20 protein-coding genes are annotated in these 26,041 nt (G+C 67.9%); 9 read left to right on the forward strand and 11 right to left on the reverse strand.

Features of this window, described 5'->3' with window-relative positions; all coding sequences use genetic code 11:
• Window positions 1-34: 34 nt before the first annotated feature.
• The gene (locus AC56LN_RS20930; RefSeq protein WP_499574533.1) at window positions 35-2,740 is read right to left on the reverse strand and encodes a bifunctional acetate--CoA ligase family protein/GNAT family N-acetyltransferase; all 2,706 of its coding nucleotides are present in this window, start codon (window positions 2,738-2,740) and stop codon (window positions 35-37) included.
• Window positions 2,741-2,888: 148 nt separating this feature from the next.
• Window positions 2,889-3,299: a hypothetical protein gene (locus AC56LN_RS20935; RefSeq protein WP_499574534.1), complete on the reverse strand. Its 411-nt coding sequence runs from the start codon at window positions 3,297-3,299 to the stop codon at window positions 2,889-2,891.
• A gap of 112 nt (window positions 3,300-3,411) precedes the next feature.
• Here AC56LN_RS20935 and AC56LN_RS20940 point away from each other — a divergent pair, with 112 nt between their 5' ends.
• Genes AC56LN_RS20940 through AC56LN_RS20955 form a run of 4 tightly spaced genes read left to right on the forward strand, consistent with a single transcriptional unit; the run spans window position 3,412 to window position 7,029 of the window.
• Window positions 3,412-3,828: a hypothetical protein gene (locus AC56LN_RS20940; protein ID WP_499574535.1), complete on the forward strand. Its 417-nt coding sequence runs from the start codon at window positions 3,412-3,414 to the stop codon at window positions 3,826-3,828.
• Window positions 3,829-3,887: 59 nt separating this feature from the next.
• Complete coding sequence (locus tag AC56LN_RS20945; protein WP_499574536.1) at window positions 3,888-4,229, forward strand: hypothetical protein; 342 nt, start codon at window positions 3,888-3,890, stop codon at window positions 4,227-4,229.
• Window positions 4,229-5,620 (forward strand): TolC family protein, encoded by a 1,392-nt coding sequence (locus AC56LN_RS20950; RefSeq protein ID WP_499574537.1) that lies wholly within the window; start codon window positions 4,229-4,231, stop codon window positions 5,618-5,620. The genes AC56LN_RS20945 and AC56LN_RS20950 overlap by 1 nt, the downstream gene beginning before the upstream one ends.
• Window positions 5,617-7,029 (forward strand): multicopper oxidase family protein, encoded by a 1,413-nt coding sequence (locus tag AC56LN_RS20955; protein ID WP_499574538.1) that lies wholly within the window; start codon window positions 5,617-5,619, stop codon window positions 7,027-7,029. Before AC56LN_RS20950 ends, AC56LN_RS20955 begins: the two co-directional genes overlap by 4 nt.
• On the opposite strand, the gene AC56LN_RS20960 is transcribed toward AC56LN_RS20955, so the two are convergent.
• The 3 genes from AC56LN_RS20960 to AC56LN_RS20970 form a co-directional block, all read right to left on the reverse strand.
• Complete coding sequence (locus tag AC56LN_RS20960) at window positions 7,026-9,761, reverse strand: ATP-binding protein (protein ID WP_499574539.1); 2,736 nt, start codon at window positions 9,759-9,761, stop codon at window positions 7,026-7,028. The two genes, AC56LN_RS20955 and AC56LN_RS20960, sit on opposite strands and share 4 nt — an antisense overlap.
• Window positions 9,762-9,924: 163 nt before the next feature.
• On the reverse strand, window positions 9,925-12,378 hold the full coding sequence (locus AC56LN_RS20965) for a heavy metal translocating P-type ATPase (protein WP_499574540.1): 2,454 nt from the start codon (window positions 12,376-12,378) through the stop codon (window positions 9,925-9,927).
• 59 nt (window positions 12,379-12,437) lie between these two features.
• Window positions 12,438-12,776: a hypothetical protein gene (locus tag AC56LN_RS20970; RefSeq protein WP_499574541.1), complete on the reverse strand. Its 339-nt coding sequence runs from the start codon at window positions 12,774-12,776 to the stop codon at window positions 12,438-12,440.
• Window positions 12,777-12,956: 180 nt separating this feature from the next.
• Between AC56LN_RS20970 and AC56LN_RS20975 the strand changes: the two genes are divergently transcribed.
• From AC56LN_RS20975 to AC56LN_RS20985, 3 genes are all read left to right on the forward strand, one after another.
• Window positions 12,957-13,445 (forward strand): nuclear transport factor 2 family protein, encoded by a 489-nt coding sequence (locus AC56LN_RS20975; RefSeq protein WP_499574542.1) that lies wholly within the window; start codon window positions 12,957-12,959, stop codon window positions 13,443-13,445.
• Between the two features lie 249 nt (window positions 13,446-13,694).
• On the forward strand, window positions 13,695-14,324 hold the full coding sequence (locus AC56LN_RS20980) for a superoxide dismutase (protein WP_499574543.1): 630 nt from the start codon (window positions 13,695-13,697) through the stop codon (window positions 14,322-14,324).
• A gap of 97 nt (window positions 14,325-14,421) precedes the next feature.
• On the forward strand, window positions 14,422-15,051 hold the full coding sequence (locus AC56LN_RS20985) for a Rossmann-fold NAD(P)-binding domain-containing protein (RefSeq protein WP_499574544.1): 630 nt from the start codon (window positions 14,422-14,424) through the stop codon (window positions 15,049-15,051).
• A 5-nt stretch (window positions 15,052-15,056) separates the two neighbouring features.
• Here AC56LN_RS20985 and AC56LN_RS20990 read toward each other — a convergent pair whose 3' ends face one another.
• From AC56LN_RS20990 to AC56LN_RS21010, 5 genes are all read right to left on the reverse strand, one after another.
• The gene (locus AC56LN_RS20990; RefSeq protein ID WP_499574545.1) at window positions 15,057-17,111 is read right to left on the reverse strand and encodes a TonB-dependent receptor; all 2,055 of its coding nucleotides are present in this window, start codon (window positions 17,109-17,111) and stop codon (window positions 15,057-15,059) included.
• Window positions 17,112-17,370: 259 nt separating this feature from the next.
• Window positions 17,371-18,630, reverse strand: a complete 1,260-nt coding sequence (locus tag AC56LN_RS20995) for a PQQ-dependent sugar dehydrogenase (protein WP_499574613.1) — start codon at window positions 18,628-18,630, stop codon at window positions 17,371-17,373.
• A 29-nt stretch (window positions 18,631-18,659) separates the two neighbouring features.
• Window positions 18,660-19,091: a DUF2231 domain-containing protein gene (locus tag AC56LN_RS21000; protein ID WP_482898399.1), complete on the reverse strand. Its 432-nt coding sequence runs from the start codon at window positions 19,089-19,091 to the stop codon at window positions 18,660-18,662.
• A 189-nt stretch (window positions 19,092-19,280) separates the two neighbouring features.
• Complete coding sequence (locus AC56LN_RS21005; protein ID WP_499574546.1) at window positions 19,281-19,712, reverse strand: hypothetical protein; 432 nt, start codon at window positions 19,710-19,712, stop codon at window positions 19,281-19,283.
• 4 nt (window positions 19,713-19,716) lie between these two features.
• Window positions 19,717-20,538 carry a hypothetical protein gene (locus AC56LN_RS21010; RefSeq protein ID WP_499574547.1) on the reverse strand — a complete coding sequence of 274 codons (822 nt, stop codon included), beginning with the start codon at window positions 20,536-20,538 and terminating at the stop codon, window positions 19,717-19,719.
• Between the two features lie 309 nt (window positions 20,539-20,847).
• On the opposite strand from AC56LN_RS21010, the gene AC56LN_RS21015 reads away from it, so the two are divergent.
• Together AC56LN_RS21015 and AC56LN_RS21020 are read left to right on the forward strand one after the other, a co-directional pair.
• Window positions 20,848-24,216 carry an nSTAND1 domain-containing NTPase gene (locus tag AC56LN_RS21015; protein WP_499574548.1) on the forward strand — a complete coding sequence of 1,123 codons (3,369 nt, stop codon included), beginning with the start codon at window positions 20,848-20,850 and terminating at the stop codon, window positions 24,214-24,216.
• Window positions 24,213-24,710 (forward strand): hypothetical protein, encoded by a 498-nt coding sequence (locus AC56LN_RS21020; protein ID WP_499574549.1) that lies wholly within the window; start codon window positions 24,213-24,215, stop codon window positions 24,708-24,710. The genes AC56LN_RS21015 and AC56LN_RS21020 overlap by 4 nt, the downstream gene beginning before the upstream one ends.
• A 12-nt stretch (window positions 24,711-24,722) precedes the next feature.
• Here the strand turns inward: AC56LN_RS21020 and AC56LN_RS21025 are convergent, their stop codons facing one another.
• Window positions 24,723-25,946 (reverse strand): MFS transporter, encoded by a 1,224-nt coding sequence (locus AC56LN_RS21025; protein ID WP_499574550.1) that lies wholly within the window; start codon window positions 25,944-25,946, stop codon window positions 24,723-24,725.
• Window positions 25,947-26,041: the final 95 nt, after the last annotated feature.

Consider the following 26,041-nt stretch of genomic DNA (forward strand, 5'->3'; position numbering starts at 1 on the left):
AAATCCTCCGAATGTCACACGGTGCGCAAAATTGTCAACGTAATGCGAGGCGCATTTTTCGCGTGCCGTCCTCGCGGTCGATCGTGACCTCGAAGCCGAGCTTTTTCACCATCGCGACGATCCGCGAATTCTGCGGCAGCGCTTCGCCCACGATCTCGTCGGTGCCGCGCGCGCGGCAATACCGGATCAGCTTTTCCATCATGATGCGCCCCAGCCCCACCCCTTTCAGGTCCGAGCGCACGGTGACGGCGAATTCGGCACTGGTGTTGTCCGGGTCGGCCACGACACGGGCGACCGCCAGTGTTTCGAACACCCCGTCCGCGTTCTTGCGGGTGGCGATGAAGGCCATCTCGCGGTCGTAGTCGATCTGCGTGAAGCGCGCCAGCTGCGATGGCTGCAGCTCGCGGATGCGCACGAACATCCGGTAACGCACGTCGTCCGGCGTGAGCGCATCGAAGAACGCCAGGTGCGCCGGGCCGTCTTCCGGACGGATCGGGCGCAGCAGCAGCGGCGCGCCCTGCCACTCGATCGTCTCTTCCAGTTCGCGCGGATAGGGGCGGATCGCGAGCCGGTCGAGCGTGCTGCCCGAACGGTCGGCCAGCGCCAGCCGCATGCGCGCATCGAGCACGATGGCGCCGCGGCTGTCGACGACGAGCGGATTGATGTCCAGCTCGACGATTTCGGGAATGTCCGAGATCAGGCGCGAGACCTGGATCAGCACCGCCAGCACGGCGTCGAGATTGGCGGCCGGCCGGTTGCGGTAGCCTGCCAGCAGGCGCGCCACGCGCGTGCGGTCGACCAGGTCGCGCGCCAGCACCAGGTTCAGCGGCGGCAGGCCGACCGAGTAATCGTCGAGAACCTCGACCGCCACGCCACCCTGGCCAAACACCAGCACCGGCCCGAATACCGGGTCGAGCGCCGCGCCCACGATCAGTTCGTGGCCGTGCGTGCGGCGGCACATGGCCTGCACCGAGAAGCCGTCGAAGCGCGCCTGCGGGAACAGCTCGCCCAGCCGCGCGCGCATGCGCAGCGCGGCGGCGCGCACGGTGTCTTCCGAATCGAGATCGAGCGTCACGCCGCCGACGTCGGACTTGTGCATCACGTCGGGCGTGAGGATCTTGACGGCGACCGGGAAGCCTATCGCGCGCGCCGCCGCGACAGCCGCATCGACATCTGCGGCGGCGCGTGTTTCGACCAGCGCCAGGCCATACGCGCGCAGGATCGCCTTGGTTTCGGGATCAGACAACAGCAGGCGCTTGGCGGCAATCGCCTCGCGCACCAACGCGCGCGCAGCGCTGCGATCGGGCGCCATGTGGCCCGCCATCGACGGCGGCACTTCCATCAGCAGGTTCTGGTTGCGCCGGTAGTTCACCAGTTGCAGGAAGCCGTTCACGCCGTCTTCGGGCGTGCGGTACGTGGGCATGCGCGCCTCGGCTGCAATCGCGCGCGCGGCAACGACCGACGCGCCGCCCAGCCAGCACGACAGGATCGGACGCGAGGCCGCGCGCGCCAGTGGCGCAATCGCGTTGGCGACCTCGCGGCTGTCGACGGTGGCGGTCGGCGAATGCACGACCAGCACGGCGTCGATCTGCGGATCGGCCAGCAGCACGTCGAGCGCAGCGGCGTAGCGCTCGGGCGGCGCGCCACCAAACAGGTTCACCGGATTCGCACGGACCGCATTACCGGGCTGCGCGCCGTTCCAGCCGGCCGGCAGCACGGCGTCGAGCCGCATGATCGATTCGGGCGACAGCGTCGCCGGCACGCCGCCGCCATAGCGCAGCGCGTCGCGCGCCAGCACGCCGGGGCCGAGCCCGTTGCTGACGATGGCGAGGCGCTCGCCGTGCAGCACGCGCGCATAGGCCAGCGTCTCGACCGCCGCGAACAGCTGCTCGGTGGTGTGCACGCGCAGCATGCCGGCGCGCCGGATCGCGGCGTCGAACACATCATCCTCGGTGGCCAGCGCCCCGCTTTCGCTGGCGGCCGGCCGCGCACCGTCGGTATCGCTGCGCGACTTGAGCACGATCACCGGCTTGCTGCGCGCGGCGGCGCGCGCGGCCGACATGAATTTGCGCGCATAGCGCAGCTGGTCGACGTACAGCAGGATCGCGCCGGCGTTGCCATCGCTGGCCAGGTGATCGAGCACGTCGCCCAGGTCGACGTCGGCCGATTCGCCGAGCGAGATGAAATGCGAAAAGCCGATGCCGCGCGTGCGCGCCCAATCGAGCACGCCCGTCATCAGGGAACCGGACTGCGAGACGAACGCGATCCGCCCCGGCAAAGCGCCGCTGTGGGCCACGCTGGCGTTCAGGCCCAGACCCGGGACCAGCAGGCCCGCACTGTTCGCGCCGAGAAGACGCAGCAGATACGGGTGCGCCGCGTCGAGCGTGGCCTGGCGCAGGCTGCGCCCCCGCGCATCGCGCCCGCGCGCCAGGCCGCTGGTGAGGACCACGGCGGCGCGCGTGCCCCGTTCACCCAACTGGCGCACCAGTTGCGGTACGGTGGCGGCCGGCGTGCAGATGACGGCCAGGTCGGGCGCCTCGGGCAAGTCGGCCACACTGGCGTAACACGGCATGTCGCCCAGCTGGTCGTATTTGGGATTGACGGCGAACAGCTTGCCCTTGAAGCCGCCACCCTGCAGATTGGCCAGCAGCGTGGCGCCCATGCTGCCGGGGCGCGCCGAGGCGCCGATCAGTGCTACCGAGCGCGGTGCGAACAGGTGCTGCAGGTTGCGGACACTCATGGGCCCACCGGGGAGGTGCGCGGCATGGCCGGGCGGTTCAGGAAGCAGGCGGCATGCGACATGGGTGGGACCTTTGCGTCAGTGGCGTCAAGTAACGCCAGCATAACGCCACGGCGCGCCGCAGCGCGCACAAAATCCAGCGCAACTGCTACCGAAAGGCGAATACGGCGCCGATACGCCGCTCCGGCAGCGCCCGCAGCGCGGCCGAACGGACGAGCAGTTCGCGCATCAATCCCTCGGCCAGGCCCGGCGTGTGGTACGCCACGACGGCAGCATCGAATGCCACCCCCGCCATGCAGCTGCGCATGCACTGCGCTTCGGGCAGGTCGCACAGCGCGATGGCCGCCAGCATCTCGTCGGACGCCGGCGGGAGAACGGCATAGAAACGCAAGCGGAACTGGCGATCGAGCAGCATGCTGCCGTTCAGGAAGCGGTCGACGCCGACGTCGAACAGCACCTGCGCGATGACTTCGGCCGCCCTGCCCGCCACTTCTTCCTGGTTTTTCCTGCGCCGCAGAGCGAGCAGCCGCTCGATCAACACCATGCCTGCCCTTGTCATTGGATTGTCATTGAATCAACCCCGCATGCTATCAGCCGATCCCCGGCCCCGCAAGCCTCGCGGCTGCCAGCGTCACGACAGTGTTGTGCCGACGCCATGCTAAAATCGCCCCGTGAATGCTACCGTCCATGTCTGCCTGCGCCGTGCTCTCGTCTGGCTGCTGCTGCTGCTGGCAATCCCCTTCCAGGGCATTGCTTCGGCAGGCATGCTCGCGTGCACGCACGCGTCCGTGCAGCATGGCGTCGCTGCGCCCCCCGCAGCGAAGCAGCACGCGGTGGCCAGCACGGAACATTGCCACGACGCCGGCCCGCAGGTCGCCAAGGACAAGGACCATGCGTCCGCGGGCCATGACCAAGAGCGCTGCAGCGCCTGCGCCGCCTGCTGCATCGGCGCCGCCATGGCGGGCACGCCGACGATTCCTGCTGCGCCGCACACCCTGTCGACCCGGCTGCCTGATACGGCCACCGGCCGCCTCGAGGCCGTCGACCTGGCCCTGCCCGAACGACCGCCCCGCTTTCCGCTCGCCTGAATCCGCAAGCCGCCGCGCCCCGCTGCGCGGCATCACTGCATTTCACCGAACGAGGAATCATGTCGACCCTACACCGACGACAGTCGCTGCTGCTGGCCTGCGTACTGGCCAGCAGCACCCTGACGCCTGCCACAGCGCAGACCAGCCGCGTCACCGATCCGGACGCCGCCGTACCGGAAACCCGCTACCAGCCGGCGCACGTGCTGCGTGCACCCGACGCACCCGCCGCCGCGACCGCCACGCCCGATCGCCTGTGGCAGGAACATAACCGCATCGTGGCAGGCCAGGCTGGCCATGCCGGCCACGGCAAGCCGGCACCGGACCCGCATGCGCACCATCACGAAGGCAAGCATGCACCTGCACCTGCACCTGCACAGCCAGAGCACAAGGAGCACCACTGATGGCCCGCCCAACCTCATGGCGGGCCGCACCGGTGCTCGCATGCGGCCTGCTGCTGGCGGGCTGCACCAGCGTCGCCCCCGAGCGCGCCTTCGAGGCCAGCGCCGCTGCCGCGCAGGCGCGCACGGGCGTCGATGCGCGCCTGCTGCGCAGCGATGCCGACCGCCAGGCCTTGCAGGCCACGATCGACGCGTGGCTGCAGGCGCCGCTGACGCAGGACGCTGCCGTGCGCATCGCCGCGCTGAACCACCCCGGCCTGCAGGCTACCTATTGGGAAGCCGGCATTGCCCAGGCCGACGTGGCCCAGGCCGCGCGCCTGCGCAATCCTGGCGTCGGATTCTCGCGCATGGATGGCGGCGGCAACCGGGAAACCGAACGCTCTGTGTCGATCGACCTGGCCGGCCTGCTCACGATGCCGCTGCGCCAGCGCATGGCCGCGCGGCGCTTCGATGAAACGACACTGCGCGTGGCCGCCGCGATCGAGCACCACATCAACGCCACCCGGCGCGCGTGGGTCGAGGCGGTGGCGGCGGGCCAGGCCCTGGCCTATGCGCGTCAGGTGGCCGATGCTGCCGACGCGTCAAACGCACTGATGGCGCGCATGACCCAGGCCGGCAATGCCAGCGCGCTGGACCTGGCGCGCGAAGCGGCTTTCCACGCCGAAGCCGCCGCCGGCGTCTTGCGCGCTGACCGCCTCGCCAATGCCGCGCGCGAACGCCTGACGCGCCAGCTCGGCCTGTGGGGCGCGCAGGCGCTCTACACGCTGCCCGAGCGCTTGCCGGACCTGCCGGCGACGCCGGTCGAACTGGCCGGCATCGAGCGCACGGCGCTAAGCCAGCGCCTGGACGTGCAGGCCGCGCGCGCAGCCGCCAGCGGCACCGCCGCCGACCTGGGTCTCACGCGCACCACGCGCTTCGTCAATGTGCTCGACCTGGGCTATGCCGACAAGCGCGAGACGGGCGAGCCGAAGAGCGACGGCTACGAGATCGGCCTGGAATTGCCGCTGTTCGACTGGGGCGGCGCCCGCGTGGCGCGCGCCGAAGCGCTGTACATGCAATCGCTCGGCCAGGTCGCGCACGTCGCGGTCAATGCCCGCAGCGAAGCGCGCGCGGGCTACCTCGGCTACCGCGCCAGCTACGACGTGGCCCGCCACTACCGCGACCACGTGATCCCGCTGCGCAAGCAGATCTCGGACGAGACGCTGCTGCGCTACAACGGCATGCTGGCCAGTCCGTTCGAGCTGCTGGCCGACGCGCGCGAACAGGCCGCGGCGGTCCACGCCACCATCGAGGCGCTGAAGGATTTCTGGCTGGCCCAGGTCGACCTGGAAGCCGCCATCGGCACGCTCCTGCCGACGCCATCCAATACTGACAAGAAGGACGCATCACCATGACCAACCGCAGATCGTTCCTGACCGGCGCCGGCGCCGGCATCACGGCGCTGGGCGCCTCGCTCGTGAGCCGTGCCGGCGCGGCGTCGCTGCCGGAAGCCCCGACCCACACGTCGAGCGCCACCGCCGCGCCACTGGCCCCGACGGGCGGGCGCCCGTACAACCCCGTCGTCACGCTCAACGGCTGGACCCTGCCGTGGCGCATGAAGGACGGCATCAAGGAATTCCACCTGGTGGCCGAACCGGTCGTGCGCGAATTCGCGCCCGGCATGCAGGTCAACCTGTGGGGCTATAACGGCCAGAGCCCGGGCCCGACCATCGAAGTGGTCGAGGGCGACCGGGTGCGCATCTTCGTCACCAACAAGCTGCCCGAGCACACCAGCGTGCACTGGCACGGCCAGTTGCTGCCGTGCGGGATGGATGGCGTGACGGGGCTGACCCAGCCCGGCATCCAGCCCGGCAAGACGTTCGTCTATGAATTCGTCGCGCGCCACGCGGGCACCTTCATGTACCACCCGCACGCCGACGAGATGCAGCAGATGGCGATGGGGATGATGGGCTTCTGGGTCACGCACCCGAAGAACCCGCGCCAGCACGCCGTCGACCGCGACTACGTGATGCTGCTGTCCTCGTACGACATCGAGCCGGGCAGCTATACGCCGCGCACCAACACCATGCTCGACTTCAACCTGTGGACCATCAACAGCCGCGTGTTCCCTGGGCTGGACCCGATGGTCGCGCGCCTGGGCGACAAGGTGCGCATCCGCGTGGGCAACCTGACGATGACGAACCACCCGATCCACCTGCACGGACACCGCTTCGAGGTGGCCGGCACCGATGGCGGCTGGGTGCCGAAGTCGGCCCGCTGGCCCGAGGTGACGACCGACGTCGCCGTCGGCCAGATGCGCGCGATCGAGTTCGTGGCCGACGCACCGGGCGACTGGGCCTTCCACTGCCATAAATCGCACCACACGATGAACGCGATGGCCCACGACGTGCCCACGCTGATCGGCGTCGACCATCGGGGCGTGGCCGAGAAGATCAACAAGCTGGTGCCGGGCTATATGGTCATGGGCGACAAGGGCGGCTCGATGGGCGACATGAAGATGCCGCTGCCGGCCAACACGCTGCCGATGATGAGCGGCGAGGGCCCGTTCGGCAATCTGGAAATGGGCGGCATGTTCACGGTGCTGAAAGTGCGCGAAGGCCTCAAACGCGGCGACTACAGCGACCCTGGCTGGTACCGGCATCCGGCCGGCACGGTTGCGCGCGAATGGACGGGCGCCGGCGCTGGCACGCTGCCGCCAGCGCCACGCGCGCCGGACGCCCGCCCTGCGCCGGCGCCTGCCGGCCAGGCCATGGATGCGCGCAAGCCCGGCACGAAGGACATGACCGGCCACGAGCACCACTAGCCGGCGGCGGGGGCTTCGGGCACGTCGGGCACCTCGCGCAGCAGCGCGATGAGCTGCGGCGGCGCGACCGGCTTCGTGAAGTGTTCATCGAAGCCGGCCGCCAGCGAGGCGGCCCGGTCTTCCTTTCTGCCGCGCCCCGTCACGGCCACCAGGTAGGGCCGCGGCGCGTCCTGCGCCAGGATGCCCGCCAGTTCCAGGCCATCCATATGCGGCATGCCCAGGTCGAGCACGGCGATCCGGGCCGGCCGTTCACGGTGCAGGCGCAGCGCCTCTGCACCGTCGTGTGCCACCATCACGGTCGCGCCTTCGGAGCGCAGCAGCCAGGCCAGCGATTCGGCTGCATCCACATTGTCGTCGGCGACCAGGATATGCTTGCCCAGCGCCGCGCCATCAGGCACGGGGGGAATGTCGCCCGGCGCCATGGCCGGCCCGTCACACACGTGCAGACGCACGAGGAAGGTCGCGCCTCGGCCCGGCCCGTCGCTGTCGGCCCGGATGCTGCCGCCATGCAGTTCGACGAACCCCTTGGCCAGCGACAGACCGATTCCCAGGCCGCCCTGCGCCAGGTGGCTGGCGCTGCCCGCCTGCACGAACGGATCGAACACGCGCTCGAGCATGTCGGGCGCCAGCCCCACGCCGCTGTCGGATACCCAGGCCACGGCCTGGTCCTCTTCGCGCCGCAGGCCCAGTTCGAGGCCGCCGCCGGGTGGCGTGTATTTCGCCGCGTTCGTGATCAGGTTGGCGAACACCTGGGTCAGGCGCAGCGGATCGGCGTCGACCCACAGCGGTTCGTCGGCCACGCGCAGCGCCACCTGGTGGCGCCCTGCCTCGATCAGCGGCATGCTCGTCTGCAGGGTTTCGCGCAGCAAGCGGCCCAGGTCCACCCGCACGCGGCGCAGCTCGATCTTGCCGCGGCTGATGCGCGACACGTCCAGCAGGTCGTCGAGCAGGCGCGCCATCTGGTCGGTCTGGCGCGACACCATGGCCGCAATCCAGGCGATGCGTTCCGGCGCGAGCGCCTTGCTGCGCAGGAGTGACGCCGCATTGGCGATCGGCGCGAGCGGGTTGCGCAGTTCGTGCGCAAGGGTGGCGATATAGACGTCCTTGCGCCCGTCGGCTTCGCGCAGGCTGTGCATCGCCGCTTCGCGCTCGGACACGTCCAGCACCAGCGAAAACACGGTCTCGATCTGGCCTGCGTCGTCGACCAGCACCGAGTTGTACCATTCGCAGCACAACGCGCGCCCGTCGCGGGTGCGGTTGCGGTTGGCCGACTTGGCGTAGCGCGTGCCGGAATCGACCAGGCGCGCGATCATCGCATTGACCTGGTTGGCGTCGCCTTCGTGGATCATGCCGATGCGGTCGATCCGCTGGCCGATGGCCTCGCCGGCGGACCAGCCGAACAACTCTTCGGCGCGGCGATTCCACAGCGTGATGACCAGGTCGCAGTTCCATTCGATCACGGCCAGCGGCGTGTTCTCGATCAGGTAGCGGGTCTGGTCCAGCGCGCGGGCCAGCGCCGCACTGGCCTCGGTGCGCTCGGTGATGTCGTCGATGACGATCACGATGGAGGCCAGTGCGGCAGCGCTCTCGCGCAGCGGCGCGCCGCTGACGGCGTACACGCGGCGCGCGCCCTCGTGCACGCTCTCGATCATCGCATCGTGAAAGGCCCGGCCGCCGAGCGCGCGCGCCACCGGTTCGCGGATCAGGTCGAGCATGCCCCCGACGCCGTCGGCGGCGAAGTGACGCGCCATCTGCGTGGCCTGGTCGTTGGCCATCACGCAGCGCCCCTGGGCATCCACGATCAGCACGCCATCGGGGAGCTGGCGCAATACGGTGCCGAGCAGGCTTTGCCACTGGGCGTGGGCGCGCGTCTCGAGCATTTCCTGGAACGTGGCATGCAGGCGCGCGTGCAGCGCGATATTGTCGATCGCCAGCGCGCCCAGCACGAACAGCGACGTGGACAGCCCATACAGGCGACCGGCATAGAACCCCAGGTCGAACAGCCCTGTATTGAAGACGCAGGACAGGCCCACTTCGAACACCCAGGCCGCCATCGCCACGGTCAGCCAGACATCGAGCACGGTGCGCGGACGCTTCTGCACGGTGGCGTACAGCACGTAGACCGACAGCGCCAGTATGCCGGCCGAGATGCCATGGTAGAGCGGCAGCGTGCGCGTGCCATCGATCAGCCTGGGCAGGTACGGCGCGCCGGTCGTCCCGACCAGCACCAGCAGTGACACGAACAGCAAGGTCAGCAGCGCACCGATGCGCATGAAGTGTGGCGGCAGCGGCGCCCCGGCCAGGCGTCCGCGCGCGCTGCGCGAGTAACCGAGCACGAACAGCGGATACAGCGCATGCCAGGTGGCGTGCAGCCAGGCGGCGGTCTGCGGATTGCCGCCGAGCACGCCTTTGTTGCCAAGCAGGCCGTGGAACGTGAGCATGTGGGCGCCCGCGATCAGCGCCGTGAACAGGTAGCCGAGCGCGAGAATGCCCAGGGCCAGCGAACGCCGCGTGTGCACATGGCCGAGCAGCAGGATGCCGGTGACGAAGTTGCTGGCGATCAGCGTCGACAGATAGATCGGCATGAACTCCGGCGCATGCGGCAAGGGCACGCCGGCCGCCGGCACCAGGACGGCGAAGCCCAGCGCCAGCCCCGCCAGCACCAGCACGGCGCTGCGCAGCTGGGCGCTGCCGGGCGGGTGCCTGACCAGGTCGATCGGTTCTGCGAGCACACCATCTCTCATGAGGATTCCGCTGACGAGGTCGGTCGGGGATGCACAGGGGTTGGTATTGTTCTTTCTACAAAATATAGCCTAAATGAATATTGTTTGGTGGCGTATTTATCCGCTTATCGTCCAGGAAACGCACTGCGCGGCGTTACCCGCAGTGCATGCGTCAGGCGCCGGCCGTCACGGGATAGCCGGCGCCGTCGATGGCTGCGACCAGCGGCGGCAGTGCGGCCGTGCTGTCGATGCGGACCTTGCCGCTGGCCAGATCGATGGTCACGCCGGCGGACGGATCGACAGCGTGGACAGCGGCGGTCACGCGGCCAACGCAGTGTTTGCAGGTCATGTCGGCAACAGTCAGTTCATACATGGGAAGGTCTCCTTTGGTTGGGGGTGCAGGAATGGGGTTGGTCACGGGCGCAGGTGCCCCGGTGACAGGGGTGGCATGGGGCGCGGCGCGCCAGCGGCGCAGCAGCAAGGCGTTGGCCACGACGCTGACCGAACTGAGCGCCATCGCGGCGCCCGCCAGCACCGGATTGAGCAGACCAAAAGCGGCCAGCGGCACGCCGATCAGGTTATACACGAAGGCCCAGCCGAGGTTCTGGCGAATCTTGCGCCAGGTACGCTGCGAGACGTCGAGCGCGTCGGCCACCAGCATCGGATCGCCCCGCATCAGCGTGATGCCGGCGCTGTGCATCGCCACGTCGGTCCCGGTCGCCATCGCCATGCCGACATCGGCGGCGGCCAGCGCCGGCGCGTCGTTGATGCCGTCGCCAATCATGGCGACCCTGTGGCCGTTCTGGCGCAGCGCCGTGATGACGGCGGCCTTGTCGGCCGGCAGCACTTCGGCATGCACGCGCGTGATGCCGAGCGCATCTGCCACGGCCTGCGCGGCGCCGGCGCTGTCGCCGGTCAGCAGCACCGGCGTGATGCCTTGCGCGACCAGCCGCGCGACGGCGTCCTGCGCGCCCGGCTTCATCTGGTCGCCGAACGCGAGCAGGCCAAGCACGGTGACGGCGTCGCCGCGCCGCTCGGCCAGCCAGGACACGGTGCGCCCGGCGGCTTCATGCGCCTCGGCACCGGCCGCCGGCACGCCGAGCTCAATCATCAGGCGCCGGTTGCCAAGCAGGATCGTCGCGCCATCGACGTCGGCCTGGACGCCGCGCCCCGGCAATGCGCGCCCGTCGGTCGCCGCCGGCACGCTCACAGCGCGCTGCGCCGCATCATCCAGCACGGCGCGCGCCAGCGGATGGGCGCTGGTTTGCTGAACCGCAGCGGCCAGCGTGAGCAGACGGGTCGTGTCCGGCCCTTCGAGCGCCAGCAACTGCGGGCGGCCCTCGGTCAGCGTGCCGGTCTTGTCAAATACGACGACGTCGACGGCGTGCGTCGTTTCCAGCGCCTCGGCGTCCTTGATCAGGATGCCATGGCGCGCGGCCACGCCAGTGCCGACCATGATCGCCGTCGGCGTGGCCAGCCCCAGCGCGCACGGACAGGCAATCACCATCACCGCCACCGCATTGAGCAGTGCGCCCTGCCAGTTGCCCGTGGTCATGCCCCAGGCCAGCAGCGTGACCAGCGAAATGCCCAGCACCACCGGCACGAACACGGCGCTGACGCGGTCGACCAGGCGCTGGATCGGCGCCTTGGCGGCCTGCGCATCTTCGACCATGCGGATGATCTGCGCGAGCATCGTCGCGCTGCCGACGGCGGTGGCCCGCACCAGCAACAGGCCGTCGGCGTTGACGGCGCCGCCGACGACCGCATCCAACGGCCCCTTGGCCAGCGGCAGGCTCTCACCGGTCAGCAGCGACTCGTCGACGTGGCTCAGGCCGTCGAGCACCACGCCATCGGCCGGTACCCGTTCGCCGGGCTTGACCACCATGACGTCACCCATGCGCAAGGCCGCCAACGGCACGCGGACATCGGTACCGTCGCGGCGCACGAGAGCGTCGGCCGGCTGCAGGCGCTCCAGCGCGCCAAGGGCCTCGATCGTCTGGCGCCGGGCGCGGCCTTCCAGCCACTTGCCGAGCAAGACCAGCGTGATGACGACAGCCGACGATTCGAAATACAGGTGGGCGGCGGCATGCCCGCTGTGCGTGAGCAGCAGGTACAGCGACAGTCCATAGGCGGCGCTGGTGCCGATCGCAACGAGCAAGTCCATATTGCCGGCCCCGGCGCGCAGCGCGCCCCAGCCGGCGCGGTAGAAACGCGCGCCCAGCCAGAACTGCACCGGCGTGGCAAGCAGCCACTGCAGCCAGCCCGGCAGCATCGCGTCAATGCCGAACGGCGCCAGCAACATCGGCAGCACCAGTGGCGCACTCAGGAGTGCCGCGATAGCGACGGGCCACCATGGTGCCGAACCGGTGCTGGCGGCAGCGACGGGGGCGTCCGGTGTCTCGACGCGCGCCGCGTAACCGGCCGCGGTCACGGCAGCCACCAGCGCTGCCGGCGGCGCAGCACCGTCGATGCGGGCCTTTTCTGTGGCCAGGTTGACACTGGCGCCGGTGACACCGGCGACGCCTGCGAGGGCTTTTTCAACGCGCGCCACGCAGGACGCGCAGGTCATGCCGTCAATCAGCAGGGTGACGGGAGGCGTGGCCGGAGAGAGTTTGTCGTGATCCATGCGCCAAGAATAAACCTTCCCACCATAGGAAGGTCAAGACAATGTGGCGATTGCGGATGTCAGTTGCCGATGTTGAACAGTACGCCGACGGCGAATTCGATCCACACAGCGCCAAACACCAGTGCCAGGGCTGCCAGGACCGCGATGCGCTGCCAGACAACCAATCGCGCCACGCGGCGGCCCGTGCGCAGGCAGGTCCAGCCGGCACCGGCCAGCAATACGGCGGCCACCGCGAAATCGAGGCCCGTCCACTGCACGCCGTGGGTGAACTGCATCGCCACCAGGGGACCGAGCAGGATCATCAAGGTCGCCAGTACCACGCGCACCGCATCGATGCCCATTGACGCGCGCATTCGCTTGTCGTTCGCGTGGATGTCCGCGCTGCCTGCCGTGTTCATGCTGTTCTCCTGGTGCGTGGGCGGCCACTGGTGCCGGAGCCGCCAGTGTAGCCCCATTGTCATCCACACAAAAGCGGCAAATGCCACGCCACGTGCCACAATGGCGAAACCGGCAGTTACAACGTCACACCCGACCGTTGAACACGTCCGCCCGGGTTCACCACACCCATCATGCGATTCTTGCCATCCGTTCTGCTGATTGCGATTGCGCTTGCCACGGCTGCGGCAACGGCGCAGGTGCCACTGCGCGGCGCCCTGCCCGGCGCGGCCGCCACGACGACGCAATCGGCAACACTGACGGCCCTGCGCGATGCCGAACGCCGGCGTGCGGACGCCGTAGCCGCGCGCGATGTCGATACGCTGCGCGACATCATCGCCACCGATTACTATCATGTCGAAACCAATGGCCGCGTACGCACGCGCAGCGAATACCTGCAACTGCTGGTGCGCGACGAGTACGAATTTCGCTCGTACACCAACGTCAGCATGGAAATCCAGTTGCTCGACGGCGGCCACACGGCGATCGTACGGGGTCGCTTCCACGCCGATCTGCCGCCTTCCGTCCGGGAGCGCGCATATCGCGGCCGCTATGTCCGCGTCTGGCAGTTGCAGGCAGACGGCTGGCGCAACACGATGATGCAGAGTACCGAGATCCGCCCCGGCCGCTGAGCAACCGTGCGGGTGCATGGAAGCGGTGGGCAAGTGCCTTCGCTCACCCGGCGCGCCAGCCAATCGCAGATGCTGGTATTCTGGACAAGTCAGGGCGCGCGCGGACACCATGTCGGCGCGTGTCCGGGGTGCGCATTGCCCACCCCAGAGCGACCAGCACATGCACGACGCCGGGCCGTGACGAACACGGCCCTGGTGCCTCGCTTCATACCGGAACAGTGTTCCCAACCATCTGAACGGAGAATGACCATGCCATATGCATTGCCACCACTGCCTTACGCTTACGATGCCCTCGAGCCGCATTTCGATTCGCGCACGATGGAAATCCACCACACGAAGCATCATCAGGCTTACATCACCAACGTCAACAACGCACTGGCCGACGCCGGCGTCGCCGAGATGCCGGTCGAGCAGCTGATCGCCGACATCGGCAGCCTGCCGCAAGCCGTCCAGGGCCCCGTGCGCAACAATGGCGGCGGTCACGCCAACCACTCGCTGTTCTGGACGGTGCTGACGCCTGAAGGCGGCAATCCAACCGGCAAGGTCGCACAGGCAATTGAAGACGACCTGGGTGGCTACGAGAAGTTCAAGGATGCCTTCACCAAAGCGGCGCAGACCCGCTTCGGTAGCGGCTGGGCCTGGCTGACCGTCGGCAAGGACGGCAAGCTGCTGGTGGAAAGCAGCGCCAACCAGGACAGCCCGCTGATGGGCGAGTTCGCCGGCATGTCGGGCGGCACGCCGATCCTGGGCCTGGACGTGTGGGAACACGCGTACTACCTGCAATACCAGAACAAGCGCCCTGACTACATCGCGGCCTTCTTCAACATCATCAACTGGGCGGAAGTCGAACGCCGCTACGAAGAAGCGCTGGCCAAGTAAGCCGGTGCCCGGGCCTGCCATGCAGGCCTGTCTTCAAGTGCGAGGCCGGCCATGACGCCGGCCTCGCCCCGTTTACGTTAGCGATCAGGGACTCCCCATGAAACTGCTGCTGGTTGGATCAAGCGGACTGGTCGGAAGCCACGTGCTGGAGATGGCACTGGCCGACCCGAAGGTCACGTCGGTGGTGGCGCCCACGCGGCGCCCGCTGCCGGCGCATCCGAAACTGCAGGCACCCGTCGTCGACTTCGACGCCTTGCCGCAGGATGCGCCCTGGTGGCAGGCCGATGCCGTCATCTGCACGCTGGGCACGACCATGCGCAGCGCCGGCTCGCAGGACGCGTTCCGGCGTGTCGACCATGATTACCCGCTGGCGGTGGCCCGGCTGGCGCACCGGCATGGGACACCGTGCCATGTACTGAACTCGGCCCTTGGCGCCGATGCCGGCGCGCGCTTTTTCTACAACCGCGTCAAGGGCGAGCTCGAACGCGACCTGGCCGGGCTGGGATTTGCGTCGCTGACCCATGTGCGGCCGGGCCTGATCGGCGGACAGCGCCAGGAACGACGCCTGGGCGAACGCGTGTCCGGCGTCGTGCTGGGACTGCTGGGCCCCGTGCTGCCACGCGGCTGGCGCATCAACCCTGCCCCGCGCATCGCGCACGCGCTGATCGAGGCTGCGCTGCAGGCACGCCCTGGCGTGCACATCGTCAGCTCCGACCAGCTGGTCTGAGCCGGTTACAACTTCACGTTCAGTGAGATGTACGCGGCCCGGCCATTTCCTGATGAGAACATCGGCTGCGCCTGGCTTGCCGGCCAGAAGAAGTTGTCGTACCACGCGTACGCGTAATTGCGATCCGCGATGTTCTTGACCTGGACATCGATGCTGGTGCGCGCCGAGATTGCGTAGCGCACATTGGCATCGAATAGCACGAAGCCGCCGAACTTGCCCAGCTCGTTGGGCGTGTCGATATAGTAGTTGCCCTGCGAGCGGCCCTGCAGGCCGAAACGCCAAGTGTCCGAATGCTTGTAATCGAGGCTGACGTTGGTGATGTGGCGCGGCGTCGAGAATACTTCCTTTCCGGCCAGTGACACGCCATTCGTGCCCGTGGCCTTGCGCACTTCGGCCTTTTGCAGCGAATGCGACAGTGACAGTTCGAGCCTGTCGGTGACCTTGCCGGAGAGCTGGAAGTCCAGGCCTTCGCGGCGCGTCTCGCCCAGCCCGACCGTGGTGCCGGTGGCCGGCATATTCGCCACTTCGCCGGTGGCATCCTGACGCCAGAGCGCCAGGCGCAGGTCGCTGCGCGTGGTGGGCTTGAGCTTGACCCCGACTTCCTTGCCGGTATTGACCGACGCGTCAAACGGCGCCTGGCCCGGCACCAGGTAGGCGGGGCCCACGGAGCCCGTCAGGATCTGGAACGTGCGGCCCCAGTTGCCATACACGCTGATGTCGGCCGCCGGACTCCAGACCATGCTGAACTTTGGCTGCTTGATCCAGCCATAATCCTGCAGCCCCACGCTCGTACCACCCGCCAGCGGCTGGTTGCCGGTGAAGCGGTCGACCCGGTAACCTGGCACGAGCTGGATCGTGTCGGTGGCCTTGATCACCGCCTGCACATAGGCACCGACGTTGTTGAACTTGTAGCGGTCGTCGTTCTGCGTGCGGGCCGGCGTCGAGAAGTCCGTGGGGATCGCGAAGTTGTAGCGCAGGCGGCGGTAGCCGTTGTCCTGGCGCTCGGTATTCACACCGCCGTCGACGGTGACGCGCTCGTTTGCCCGCCACGTCAGGGTGCTCATGAAGCCGAGCTGTTCTTCATCCCACAGGCGGCGCTGGCGCGGGGCATTGCCTTCGGGGTTGCTGGTGAACGTGACGCGGCGGTCGTCCTTGTACTCGTTGTAGTACAGCTTGTTGCTGAGGAACGCGTTCGGCGTGATGTGCCAGTCGAGGTGCGCGCTGGCGTGGTGCATGTCGCGGTCGGTCTTGTCGTTGGCGTTCTTGCGCGGCGACTGGCGGCGATCGGCGGCCAGCTCAGACGCCGTCAGGAAGCCTGGCTCGCCCGACGTGTGTTCGTAGGTGCGCAAAACCAGGCCGGCGGTGACCGCCTTGTCGTCAGACGTGACGAACCACTTGCCGCCGATCGAGTACTTATTGGAGTCGCCGTTCGCGCGGTAGCTGTCGGTCAGTTGTTTCGCCACGAAATAATTTTGCGCAAAGCCATCGGCTTCGCGGCCGTATGCCGCCTGCACTTCGCGCGTATTGAAGCTGCCGTAGGTGAACCGGCTGTCGAGGTAATTGCCGCCCTGGCGGGTGCCGATGTTCAGGTTGCCACCGATATTGTGCAGGCCGTAGCGCGGGTCGTTCGTGCCGCGCACCACTTCGATGTAGTCGACTTCGAGCGGGAAGATCATGTCGATGAAGCGCTGGTTGCCGCTGTTGACATTGCTCGGGATGCCGTCGATCAGCACCTTGATGCCATTGATATAGCCTTCGCCATTGAATGCGCGAAAGCTCGCCTTGCCCGATTCGGCGCCCATCCGTGTTTCCGTCAGTTGCACGCCCGGCAACTGGCCGACCAGCTCCCAGCTGTTGGTCACGTTCTTGTCTTCGATCTTGTCCGCGCCCAGCACGTCGACCGACGTCAGGACACGGCTCGAGCGCAGTGCGCCGGCATCGCGCTGGGCGCTCACGCGCACCTCGCCCATGACGATCGCGGGATCGGCCGCGTGGGCCAACGTGGAACCGAGGGTTGCCAGGGCAAGTGCATGGGCAGCAGGAAGGAGCTTGAATGTCATCAGAAAGACCTTGTCATGGACGGCGCAAGCGGCAATGCCTGCTAATTCAATAATGATAAACCATTATCAGTAGGGATAGCAATATGCCGGGTGGCGCCGGGCGTGCCGTGTTCTCAATCCCAGTGCGATTTGCCGCAGTCCGAACATCCATGCGCTGCCATGCAGTACCACAAAGTAAAAGGCGAAAAAAAGCCGCAGCGCAAATGACGCCAGGCCTGGCATCATTCGCGTCATCTGCGGCGTTTGCTTCAGGTGACGATCAGCGGTTCGGCGCCACGCGCCACACCGTGTTGGCCAGGTCGTCAGCGATGATCAGCGCGCCGCGCGGATCGACCGTGACACCGACCGGACGGCCACGCGTCTTGCCGTTGGCATCCCGGAAGCCGGTTGCGAAGTCGATTGCTGCACCGGCCGGACGACCGTTCGCGAACGGCACGAAGATCACCTTGTAGCCCACCGGATTGTCGCGGTTCCAGCTGCCGTGCTCGCCGACAAAGGCGCCATTGGCGAACTTCGCGCCCATGGCCGGCAGCGAGAAATGCAGGCCCAGCGCAGCGACGTGCGAGCCCAGGCCATAGTCCGGCTTGATCGCGGCTGCGACCTTTTTCGGGTTCGGCGGCATCACGCGCGGGTCGACGTTCTGGCCCCAGTAGCTGTACGGCCAGCCGTAGAAACCGCCCTCTTTCACCGACGTCAGGTAATCCGGCACCAGGTCCGGGCCCAGCTCGTCGCGCTCGTTGACGACCGACCACAGCTGGCCCGTTTCCGGGTTCATTGCCAGCGCCGTCGGGTTACGCAGGCCCGTCGCGTACGGCTTGTGGGCGCCCGTCGTCACGTCGATCTGCCACACCATTGCGCGGTCGACTTCGGCTTCCATGCCGCGCTCGGTGATATTGCTGTTCGAACCGATACCGACGTAGACATAACGGCCATCGGGGCTGATGGTCATGGCTTTCGTCCAGTGGTGGTTGATCTCGGCGGGCAGCTGCGTGAGCGTGACCGGCGCTGCGGCAGCCTTGGTCTGACCCGGCTGGTAGTCGAACGTGACCACGGCATCCTGATTCGCCACGTACAGCTTGTTGTTGGCAAACGCCAGGCCGTATGGGGCGTTCAGGTTCTCGGCAAACACGGTCTTGAGCTCGTACTGGCCGTCACCGTCGGCATCACGCAGCAGCGTCAGGCGATTGCCGCCCTTGACCTTGGTATTGCCCTGCGCTTTGATATAGCCGGCAATGACGTCTTTCGGCTTGAGCTTGGCCGCGCTGCCGCCGCGCCCTTCTGCCACCAGGATATCGCCGTTCGGCAGCACCAGCATCTGGCGCGGGATCTTCAGGTCGGTCGCGATGGCCGTGATGCTGTAACCCTCCGGCACGGTCGGCTTCTGGTCGCCCCATGCGGTCGGCTCGGCAATCTTCATGCTCGGGAACAGGCCGCGCTCGGGCGCCGGCAATTTCGGATCAGGACCGCTGGCCAGGTTGGTATTGGCTTCGTTACTGCAGGCGCTGGCCAGCAGGGTCATGCTGAACAGGGCAAGTGCGCTCGAGCGATTCATTTCAGTCCTCCCGAACGTGGGTTAAGGCCTATGACAGCGGTAATGCAGATCAGGATGAACACGATCACCGACAGGATCAGGCCAGTCGGCATGAGCGCCCAGGCATCCTTGGCATGCTGGAAAGCATTGACCAGGCCGATCACGAAGGTCAGCAGCAGCAGCACGAAGTAGTTCAGCGGCTGACCGGCCATTGGCCTGGCCCGCAGCAGATTGACCAGCGCGAACACGAGCGCCAGCCCGGCGAACAGCAAGGCGCCGGCGTTGAGCCACGAAGCAAAATTGCTCCACTGGATCTGGTAGGTGGTGTAGTAGGTGTAATCGCTGAGCAATGCGCCGAGGAACAGCGAGACGCTGCCGGCGAGCAGGAGCGTGTGGAGCACGCCTGGCGGGCGGACGTACGCTGCGCTGGCCGTGGTGACAGTAGACATGGGGTTGACCTTATTGGTAATTTTGATAACGCAGACTATAGCGGCTATGGCGGGAGACTGTCGCCTCGTTGAGTCCGGCAAGACGCGTGCGTCGCGGTGACGCCGAAGCTGGTCGATGGGGATGGGCAAAAAGCGCCGGACGGGAGAGTATGTGCGTGACGAAATCGGCCACGCCGACGCGTACCGGCGTCAGTCGCGCCGGTTGGCCGCCAGCGCGATCCGGTACGTCGAGCAGGCGCCATCCGGCGCCGGACAATAGTCGATCTCGACCGACAGCAGGGGCCGTTGTGAGGCGCCCGGGGCGGCCAGGGTCTCGGGCCGCAGTTGCTCCTGGCCTGCCACGCCGACATAGCGAAGTGGCCGCGCGACCGGCCACTGCGTGCAGGACTGCAACTGGACGTTGCGCGTGACGACCTGAAACACCAGCGGCAGCGTGACGGCGTCCTGGTACGCCGCCCCGCGCCACAGTTCGGCGCCATCGGGCGTATGACGCAGCAGCAGCCTTTCGCGCAGCATCAGCGCGGCCGTGTCGAGGTCGGGGATGAAACGCAGATGCATGCCTGTGCCCACCGGCTGTTCGTGGCTGACCACGATGGCCAGCAGCGGGCGATACGGGGCCATTGCCTTACCGGCCTGGCAAGGCAATATTGGGCGGCAGGTGCTGCTGGAAGGCGGCCATGCAGCGCGCAGCCATCTGCTCCTGGTCGCCGATTGCACCGTCGATGTCGCCGGCGCGGTCGAACTGCGCGTACCACAGCACCGTGCCCCCGGCCCCATCCCGCAGGATCAGCGACACGCGCAGCAGCGACGCATCGTGGCGCACGGTGCCCTCGAGCACGTAAAGCGCGCGCGGCCGGGCTTCGCCCGGCGCCGGGCTGTCGCCGCCAGGCAGGGTCAGCGAGCGCAGTTCACGGAACAGACGGAATCCCAGTTCGTCATTCAGGCCTGCCGTGAAATGACTGGCCGGTAAGTCGGCGCACAGGCAGATGAGCGGACTGAACAGCAAAAGCGGGACACCGGCGGACACGGCGCCGCCCGCGGGATGGTGGTCGGCAAACAGGATGCGGGCGTGGTAGCGGCCCTGCGGCACGCTGATGCGCAAGACGTCGGCGGCCCCTTCGTCGGCGTAATACGCCGTCAGGCGCAGGCGCAGACGTCCCGCCTGGACCCGGACGATGGGGTCGTCTGCCGGGGAATACGCGGCCGGATCGCGGCCGAACACGGCCACGCCGATCTCGTGCTCCGGCGGCGACGCATCCGCGCCATCGCACGCCAGCACCCGCTCGACCAGGTAGGCGAGCAAGGCCGTACAGCGCCGCGCCTTGGCAAACTGCCTGCTCGTCAGGACACGCCGCAATGCCTCGCGGATGGCGTCGTCCGAACAGGGACGTTGTTCATTGTCCACGGCCGATGCCCTGGTGATCAGTGACAATGCGGGTTGGTTCATCGTGCTCTCCGGTAAGTCGCGCTACTCGAGCCCGTCGCGAACACTCTACGTTGACGACCGGAATCACACCTTCCGGCCACCTTCCCGTCGCCAAGTCATTGATTCCTTTGTGAAATTTTTTTTGGCCGGAAGAGTCTCAGCCATGCCGTGCGCGGGCACCCCGGGGCGGACAGACAAGCGCAACCGAAACATTGACAGGTTTACAAAACCATCTTTTACGTGCCATATTGAAACCCTGTCATGGTTGCGGGTCTTTCTGACCTGCCCCGGCCCGCGAGGATGCGCCTCGCCCACGCTCACGGAGTGATCTTGACACACGCATCGCAACCCGAATTACGCGCATTGCAAGACGGCGACCCGGTGGTGGCGGCCGGCCGTTTCCTGCTGGGAGACTGGACGGTCGACCTGGCGACACACCGGATCGCGCGCGGCGACGACATGGTTGCGCTGGAGCCGCGGCCGATGGCCGTGCTGGCCGAACTGTGCCGGCGTGGCGGCGAAGTCGTCACCGCCGAGGCCCTGCTCGATGCCTGCTGGCCGGGTCAGGTCCAGGGCGACAACCAGGTGCACAAGGTCATTGCCGGGTTGCGCCGGGCACTGCAGGACGCCGCCACCAGCCCGCGCTACATCGAAACAATCCGCAAGCAGGGCTACCGGCTGATCGCCCCGATCCGCGTGCTGTCCGATCACGGGCCGCGCAGCCTGAGCGGTGCATGGCGCGGCACATCGCCCTTTCGCGGCCTGGAACCGTTCGGCACGGAACATGCTGCCGTGTACTTTGGCCGTGACGACGCGATCCGGCAGCTGCATCGCCGTCTCGGCGAGCAGCAGGCGCGGGGCCATGCACTGGTCGTGCTGCTGGGCCCCAGCGGTTCCGGCAAGACGTCGCTGGTGCGTGCCGGTCTGATCCCGGCCATGCTGGCCGCATCGGCGCCATCGCGGGCGCTCACGCAAGAGCGCCTGCGGGCCTGCACTGCGACCGTGCTCGACCTGGGCGCGCTCGACGAAAGTGGCCCGTGGCAGGCGCTGGCCGGGGCGCTGCTCGACTGGGAGTTCGCCAATGTCGCGCTGCTGTCGGGCCACAGCATCGTCTCGCTGGCCGAGCTGCTGCGCAGCGAGCCGGACGAGGTGCTGCGTTTGCTGCGCATTGGTTTGCAGGCGCAGCGCGCCGACAATGCCGGCTTGCCACTGCTGGTGCTCGACCGCCTGGAGGGCCTGTTCGAGCCGGCCAGGGACGCGGACCGCCAGGCGTTTCTCGACTGTATCGAACGGCTGGTACGCAGCAGCATGACGCTGGTGCTGGCCGTGTGCCGCAACGACTTTTATCCCAGCCTGTCGTGCCACCGCCTGCTCATGCACGGCAAGGAACACGGGGCGCATATGGACCTGGCGCCGCCCGACGCCCAGGCCATCATGCAGATGATCCGGCTGCCGGCGCGCGCGGCCAACCTGACCTACGGCAGCGACACGAGCCGCCTGAACCGGCTGGACGACCGCCTGTGCACCGATGCGATGCAGGCGGGTGACGCCCTGCCGCTGCTGCAATACACGTTGCAGGCACTGTATCTGGCGCGCGCGCCCGGCGACGAACTGACCTGGGCCGCCTACGATGCACTGGGCGGACTGGAAGGCGCGATCAGCAGCCGGGCCGAAGCGATTTTGGCAGCCTTGCCCGGCGCGCAGCAAGCGGCGCTGGCGCGCCTGCTGCCGCGGCTGGTGACCTTGTCGGCCGAGGATGCGTCGCCCACCAGCCGCTCGGTGATCGGCGCCAGCCTCACCGACGCGCACGAGCGGGCTCTGGCCGAGGCGCTGATCGACGCGCGCCTGCTGGTGGCAGACCGCCTGGGCGGTGGCGACATCGGCTTTCGTGTCGCGCACGAAGCCTTGCTGCGCCGGTGGCCACGCGTGACGGCGTGGGTGGCGCAGCACCGGGTCGCACTGGCCGCACGCGCCGAGCTGGCGCCCTGGGTCCGGCGCTGGCTGGACAGCGGGCGTGCCAGGGCCTGCCTGCTGCCGCGGGTGCCGCTGTTGTGGCAAGCGAGCAGCGCGGTGCGCGCCTCACCGCAACTGTTCGGGCGCGACGAGCATGACTTCGTGGCGCGCTCGCAGGCCCGTCTCAAGTCGCATACGCGCTGGCGCGTGGCCGCCGTGGCTGGCGTCCTGGCGCTGGCGGTGAGCGCCGGCCTGGCCGCCGTGCGCAACGCGCAGCTGGCCGAGACCGTCACCGCGCGCGAACTGCAGAGCCGGCGCCTGGCCACCTTCATGCTGGGTGAGCTGGCTGACCAGTTGCGGCCGATCGGCAAGCTTGACCTGCTCGCCAGCATCGGTGAACACGGCTTGCAGGTACTCAATCCCGTCGACCTGCGCGACGAACTGCCCGCCGACACCTTGCAGCGCGCCAAGGCATTGGTCGTGATCGGCGAAGTCAACAGCAGCCGCGGCACGCACCAGCTTGCGATGGCCGGCACGGCGCTGGCGCGTGCCTACGCGCTGCTCTCGGCGCTGGGACCAGCGCCAGGCATCGATATCGGCGAGTACTACAAGACGCTGGGCGCCAGCGCATTCTGGCTTGGCCAGATTGCCTACGACGCAGGGCGCCTCGATGACGCCACCATGCAGATGACCCGCTATCGCGCCGCCAGCCAGGCCTGGCTGGCCGCTGCACCGGCGCATCCCCAGGCCAGGGCCGAGCTCGGTTATGCGCTCGGGAGCCTGAGTTCGATTGCGATGCGCCGGGGGCGCTGGAGCGACGCCCAGCGTGGCTTCGAGGCGTCGCTCGCGCTCAAGCTGGCGGTACTGGCCGACCACCCGGGCGATGTCGATGCGCAGGATGCGGTGGCCAGTGCGCGCGCCTGGCTGGGCCAGATAGCACACCTGACAGGCAACAGCGCGCACGCGCTGGTGCTGTACGACACCGCGCGCGCCGTACAGCAGCAACTGCAACAGGCGCGCCCGGGCGAATCGGTGCGGCTGCGCGACCTGGCCGTCATTGAAAGCCGGCGCGCCGAGGCCCTGCAGGCACTGGGCCGGCGCGACGAGGGAATCGCTGCCAGGCTGGCGGCCGTGAGCTGGATGCGCCGCGCGCTGGTCGATGGCGCCAGCAATGCCTTCTGGCAGGCAGAAAGCCTGCTGGCCGACAGCGCGCTGCTGCTGGCACAGGCAGAGGCCGGCCTGCCCATCGCTGCGCAGCTTGCCGCGCTGCAGCGCCGCCTGGCAAGCGACGGCAAAGGCCAGCAGGCCGTGCGCGAGTGGCGCCAGAGCGTGATGCAGACACGCCTTGCCGTTGCCGGGCAAGCCATGCGGGCACGCGACTGGACCGCTGCGCGCGCCGTGGCCAGCAGCGTCGCCCAGGACGTCAGCAACCTGATGGCGCAGCACCCGTTTCTGTGGCAGGGCCGCGAACTGCAGGCACGGGCCGACCTGCTGCTGCTGCAGGCCGACGCCAGCGCTTCTGCCGGATCCTGGTCAACCGCGCTGTGCAAAGACACGCGCAGTGCGTTGCAACCAGCCATCGACACCGGCCAGGCAGGTTTCGTGCGCGAAGCCTGGCTCGTGGCGCGCGCATGTGCAGGGGAAGGCGCCATCACGGGCGCCGATGTACAGACGCTGGCGCAAGGCGGCTACCGGCCGCAATCGCCAGCATTTCTTAACGCAGTACCAACCAGGAACGCACCATGACAACAGCAGCCCCCAACGCCACCTCAGCCGTGCCAGGCAGTGCACCGATCTTCTTCGTGGTGCCCGTCATCCCCGACGACGGCAGTGTGGAACACGTGTGGTACTACGCCGAGGTGGACGGTGAGCAGGCCTGGGAAAAAATCTCCGCGAAAGAGCTCAATACCAAGCATGGCGGGAGCGACGCCGATAGCGTGATGCTGTACCAGCCGGACGTCGAGACCATCCTGCAGCACACCCCGCTGACGCTCGATCGCCTCGACCGGAGTGTCACCCTGTACGCGGGCGTGGCGCGCACCCTGTCGGTCAGCGACGATCGCCTTCCGAGTGCCTGCCAGTTCGACGGCAACCGGTTCATGCTGGTGCCAGTGGCGCCTCACACGACGCGCGGTGTCATCCTGGTGTTCAGCAAGCATGCTGCCGGCAAATCGTCAGCGCCTGTCGTCGAGCTGATCGCCACCACGGATCCCGAAATCAAGAACGGCGTGGGCAAATAAGCCGGCACGAGATCATTTGGCCAGCTTCGACGCAGCACCGCGCCAATAACACTGCGCACGACTGCGCCAGATGATCAGCAGGGTCACGCCCAGCGTCGCCGTGGCGACCCAGGCAAACGACCCTGCGCCAAACTGGCCCAGCAGCATGCCGCCGACGACGCTGCCGGCAAAGATGGCCAGATTCCAGACAGTCGTCATCATCGACTGCGCCACATCCTGGGCCGGGCCCGACGCATTCGACAGCGACGTCACGAACAAGGTTGCCGCGCCACCGAACGCCAGTCCCCAGATGGCCACCGCCAGATACACCGCGGCCGGCGCGCCGGGCCACAGCGCCAGCGTCACGCTCGCCAGCAGGAACAAGCCGGTACTCGTCATGACCAGCTGGCGCAGCCAGCGGTCGACGAGCGCCCCCACCAGCAGCAGGCTCAGCAGCGCAGCGCCGCCGAACAGCGCGAGCAGGAAGTCCACGCGCGGCGCCAGCCCGGCCAGCGTCACCAGCGGCGCGATATAGGTGTACAACAGGTTGTGCGTGACGACGTACAGCAGCAGGACGGCGAGCACGGTGCGCACGCCGGGCAGCGCAAACACCTGCGCCACGCGCTGGCGTTGCTGGCCGGGGATCGCGCGCAATGCCGGCAGCCGCAGTACGATCCACAGCATCAGCAGCGCGGCCAGTGCACTGAGCGCGCCAAACGCGATGCGCCAGCCGACCAGATTGCCGACGTAGGTACCGAGCGGAATGCCGACCGTCAGCGCGAGCGGCGTGCCGGCCATCGCAATGGCAATCGCCCTGCCCTTGTGCTGCGGCGCGACCATGCGCGCGGCGTAACCGACCAACATGGCCCAGGCCAGCCCCGCCGCCACGCCACCCAGGAAACGGGCGACAAAAATCAGCGTCAGGCTCGTGGACAGTGCGGTGATCGTGTTGGCGATCACGAAGCCGGCCATGGCGGTGAGCAGCAAGGTGCGGCGACCGACGCCTTGCGTGGCCGCCGCCAGCGGGATCGCGGCCAGCACCGAGCCCAGCGCATAAATGCTGATCAGTTGCCCCATCACGGACTGCGAACTGTTCAGGCTGGCGGCAAGCTGCGGCAGCAGCCCGGCGGGCAAGACTTCGGTGAGGATGACGACGAAGCTGACCATTGTCAGGGCCAGCAGCGAAGTCAGCGGCAGCCTGGGGGCGACGGGTTGATCACGGAGTTCGTCGGGGTGCTGCAAGGTATCTGGTGTCATGTGAAATGCAATGGCAAACGCCGCAGCGGCGGCGCATGGTTGACCCATGGACCGCAGCTGCGAACGCGGAAGAAAAGTGAGAAGGTGCGCGGCCT

Source organism: Telluria sp. ZT3P26, assembly GCF_059686035.1.

Bases quoted from the DNA above. Each gene is read 5' to 3' on its own strand.
- AC56LN_RS20930 (WP_499574533.1), bottom strand. From the start codon at position 2,740: ATGAGTGTCCGCAACCTGCAGCACCTGTTCGCACCGCGCTCGGTAGCA.
- AC56LN_RS20935 (WP_499574534.1), bottom strand. From the start codon at position 3,299: ATGACAAGGGCAGGCATGGTGTTGATCGAGCGGCTGCTCGCTCTGCGG.
- AC56LN_RS20945 (WP_499574536.1), top strand. From the start codon at position 3,888: ATGTCGACCCTACACCGACGACAGTCGCTGCTGCTGGCCTGCGTACTG.
- AC56LN_RS20950 (WP_499574537.1), top strand. From the start codon at position 4,229: ATGGCCCGCCCAACCTCATGGCGGGCCGCACCGGTGCTCGCATGCGGC.
- AC56LN_RS20955 (WP_499574538.1), top strand. From the start codon at position 5,617: ATGACCAACCGCAGATCGTTCCTGACCGGCGCCGGCGCCGGCATCACG.
- AC56LN_RS20965 (WP_499574540.1), bottom strand. From the start codon at position 12,378: ATGGATCACGACAAACTCTCTCCGGCCACGCCTCCCGTCACCCTGCTG.
- AC56LN_RS20970 (WP_499574541.1), bottom strand. From the start codon at position 12,776: ATGAACACGGCAGGCAGCGCGGACATCCACGCGAACGACAAGCGAATG.
- AC56LN_RS20980 (WP_499574543.1), top strand. From the start codon at position 13,695: ATGCCATATGCATTGCCACCACTGCCTTACGCTTACGATGCCCTCGAG.
- AC56LN_RS20985 (WP_499574544.1), top strand. From the start codon at position 14,422: ATGAAACTGCTGCTGGTTGGATCAAGCGGACTGGTCGGAAGCCACGTG.
- AC56LN_RS20990 (WP_499574545.1), bottom strand. From the start codon at position 17,111: ATGACATTCAAGCTCCTTCCTGCTGCCCATGCACTTGCCCTGGCAACC.
- AC56LN_RS20995 (WP_499574613.1), bottom strand. From the start codon at position 18,630: ATGACCCTGCTGGCCAGCGCCTGCAGTAACGAAGCCAATACCAACCTG.
- AC56LN_RS21000 (WP_482898399.1), bottom strand. From the start codon at position 19,091: ATGTCTACTGTCACCACGGCCAGCGCAGCGTACGTCCGCCCGCCAGGC.
- AC56LN_RS21005 (WP_499574546.1), bottom strand. From the start codon at position 19,712: ATGGCCCCGTATCGCCCGCTGCTGGCCATCGTGGTCAGCCACGAACAG.
- AC56LN_RS21010 (WP_499574547.1), bottom strand. From the start codon at position 20,538: ATGAACCAACCCGCATTGTCACTGATCACCAGGGCATCGGCCGTGGAC.
- AC56LN_RS21020 (WP_499574549.1), top strand. From the start codon at position 24,213: ATGACAACAGCAGCCCCCAACGCCACCTCAGCCGTGCCAGGCAGTGCA.
- AC56LN_RS21025 (WP_499574550.1), bottom strand. From the start codon at position 25,946: ATGACACCAGATACCTTGCAGCACCCCGACGAACTCCGTGATCAACCC.